Origin of the sequence: Microcoleus sp., assembly GCF_049646505.1 — a bacterium.
Taxonomy (GTDB): domain Bacteria; phylum Cyanobacteriota; class Cyanobacteriia; order Cyanobacteriales; family Microcoleaceae; genus Microcoleus.
In genome coordinates this window covers 1-3210 of the sequence record NZ_JBARVX010000643.1, presented here as the reverse complement: position 1 = coordinate 3210, position 3210 = coordinate 1, and the positions used below count along the sequence as shown (strand labels likewise).

1 protein-coding gene is annotated in these 3210 nt (G+C 47.4%); it reads right to left on the bottom strand.

The window, feature by feature from the left end; translation table 11 throughout:
• Positions 1–2576, bottom strand: a 2576-nt coding sequence (locus tag WBA89_RS29640; RefSeq protein WP_424411227.1) for a PAS domain S-box protein, incomplete at its 3' end; no start/stop codon positions are given.
• Positions 2577–3210 lie beyond the last annotated feature (634 nt).

The window sequence follows — 3210 nt, the reverse complement described above, 5'->3', positions numbered from 1 at the left end:
GCTTGTTTGCGATCGCTAATATCGAGTATTATGCCGTGCCAGACGATATCTCCATTTTCGCGCAATTCCGGCCGAGAATGAGCTTGCAGCCATTTTAGTTTTCCCGATGCTGTGACAATCCGCCATTCCTGGGCAAATGGTTCGAGATTTGCGGCACTTTTGACGATCGCCTCGAAGTGGCTGGGGCGATCGTCCGGGTGCATTTGTTCGTAGAGTAAAGCAGAGTTGTTCTGGATTTCCTCCGGCTCTAATTCTTGAATTTCTCGGCACATCGGACTGATATATTCCATCTTGACGGAGCCGTCGGGATGCTGCGCGAATATGTAAAGTTCTCCGGGAACAGTGATTGCTAATTTGTGAAACAGAGCTTCGCTTTTTTGCAAGGCTATTTGTGCTTGTTTGCGATCGCCAATATCAATCCCAAACCCAAACAGAAAGTCAAAATTGCCATTTTCATCCAAAACCGGCGTACCGTACCACTCGACTAACAAAGTATCACCGCCCTTGGTGAGAATCCGGTGCTCGCTAACCGTTTGTTCCCGGCCTGTGACGCGCTCAAAAATCGAGTGCAATTCGGCTCGATCGCCCTCGGGTACAAATGTCGCTAAGTAATCTTTGCCCGCAACTTCTGCTGGTGTATAACCGACAGCTTGCAGCATACAGTCATTGGCCAGCAGAATTTTACCCTCAGAGTCGATCGCCACAAAAAAGATCGGAGAATTTTCGATAATCTTTAAATTAAAGTCCCGCTCTTTGCGGATAATTTTTTCAGCTTGCTGGCGCTCCTCAACTTCAATTTCCAAGCGGGCATTGATTTGAGCTAGCTCGATCGTCCGCGAGGTTACTTCTGTTTCCAGGGTACGGCTGTAGTCTGCCAATATTTGCTCTGCTTGTTTGCGCGCCGTGATATCTTGAAACACAATAAGTACATAAATCACATTCCCCTCAGCATCAAATATTGGCTGCGATCGCACTTGCAAGGGAATAACTTTCCCATCCCGGCGAAGATCCATATCTTCAAGGAAGGTTTCTTTGCCCATCACGGCGCGTTCAAAGGGCGAATCTTCGATCGGGTACAGCCTGTCTGTTCCCGATACATAAAGTTGATAAGTTTCTGAAAGTTCTTCAGGGGTGGTATTTGCCACCGCCCCTTTACCCGTAATTTCTCCTCCCATCGAATTCATAAAAATCGCGCTACCAGCCGGAGTCAGGGCTATCACCCCAACCGGCAAGCATTCTATTAGCTTGGCAAATTTTTCCTCGCTGGCTGCCAAAGCTTGAAAGGAATTTTTCAGTTGCGCTACCATCTCGTTAAAAGATTGCGCTAATTCGCCTACTTCATCAGCGCGACTCACCGCCACTGTGCGATCGAATTCTCCTTTAGCGATATCTTTGGCAGCTTCGTTGAGGTGCAGCAGCGGCTGCGTCACCCATCTAGCCACCAGCACTCCGACAATTATCGATACTAGCAGCGCCAGCGCGCAAATTAAAATGGTAGTAGGGGTATTTTTGTTAATTTGCCCCATGAAATCGGATTTGGGAACTGCCAGCACGATCGACCAGTTCAAACCGTAACTATCCGAAAACGGCAGCACTTCCACAAAATATTCCTGCCCGTCTCGGCCCAATTTCAGTTGCTGCCGCTGGTTAATGTTGCCCCATCCCCCGAAGCGATCGTACAAATACTCGGCTGCGGTGCGAATGACAGTAGTTTGGCTGTCTAAAACATTCACCCGCTCAAATTCCTGCTTTTGAGAAATCTTTCTGAAGGATGATTCTTGACTCGAACTGGCAACCAGCAAGCCCGATCGATCGATCGCGAAAATTTCTCCTGTTTTGCTAACCTGGAGGCGAGCTAGATATTGCTCGATCTCCGAGAGCGAAAATTCTACCGCACAAACTCCCAGCAATTTACCATTGCGATCGCGAATCGGTTGGCTGGCTGCAATAAAAACAGTTCCCGGAGTAAAGCCGCGATAAATGCTCGACCAAATCGGTTTGTTAGCTGCCACAGCTTCTTTGTACCAGGGGCGCAGGCGGGGATCGTAGGTTCCCGCTTCTGTCTTTAATTTGGCCGTGCGAGCGCCTCTGCTGTCTGTAGCGTAGTATATGTTCTGATAATTGGTAGACTTTGATGCCGCGACAATTTGCAAGCTGTTGTCTTTCGGGTTGCGCCAAATGCCGAGATATTCTCCTGATTTTTCAGAACCGAGGGAAATCCACTGAATGCTTTTAAACGATCGCATTTGCTGCCAGAGAAACTTCTCTTTCCGAGGTTGGGGCTGTCCTAACTCTAAGTTTAATTCGGCGCGGTCGATCGCTTCAGCATTAAGTTGATTTACCCACTGGGTATTTTCCACAACAGCAGTCAACTTTTCTTCAACTCTATTTCCCGTCTGGGCGATCGATTTCTGGGCGAGTTCTTCGACTGCTGTTTCTGCGCTGCGAAACGAAAGATATCCGACAATCCCGACTGCTGCGACGATTTGCAGCACAAAACAGGCAACTAGAACGTGGCGCAGGGGTATTTTTGTTAGCTGTTGGGAAGTTTTGCTCGCGACTCGGGGCAACGGCATAGGCTGGTGACTAATTGCTCTCTAACACTTTAACTGTTCCAGCCCGCAGTTTCACTTGCGGGCGATCGAGATTGTTGGCTTGCTGTCAAAACTCGTCCCACAGAAACAAGAATCAGGAGCGATCGCAGGACTTATACAATTTTAGATTAAAGATTTTAGATTTGAGATTTTAGAAATAGAAGAATTGGCCGTGAATGATCCTGCATGGATTTGGAACAGGCGCAAAGCACTTAAATTCTTGTTTTCACGGGATTGCACGCTGTTAGCTGACAATTCCTCCGCCTTTTTCTTGCTTTCTTCGCTTTCCTACCTCAACCGAACCTGCTTCTTGCCTCGAACCTCTTCCCGACATCCGTTACATCTGAGATGTTGCAAGCTGCGAGTTAAATCCGTTAAATGCGTTATCAAATCCCCTGCTGAACATCCATCCGTTGCATCCATTAAATCCGCTACACAATCCGTTAAGCTGTCCGACAAATAAACATTGTATGTTCAGGGCCCGCTAGAAGCCCAACCCCTACTCTCCACAATAGTTTTATTGTTTTTTGACATACAGTTTAAATGTAAAACAGCTTAATTGTCAACGCTGGGTACTTTTCCCGTTTATTTAGCATAAACCAGTTCGCCCATAACA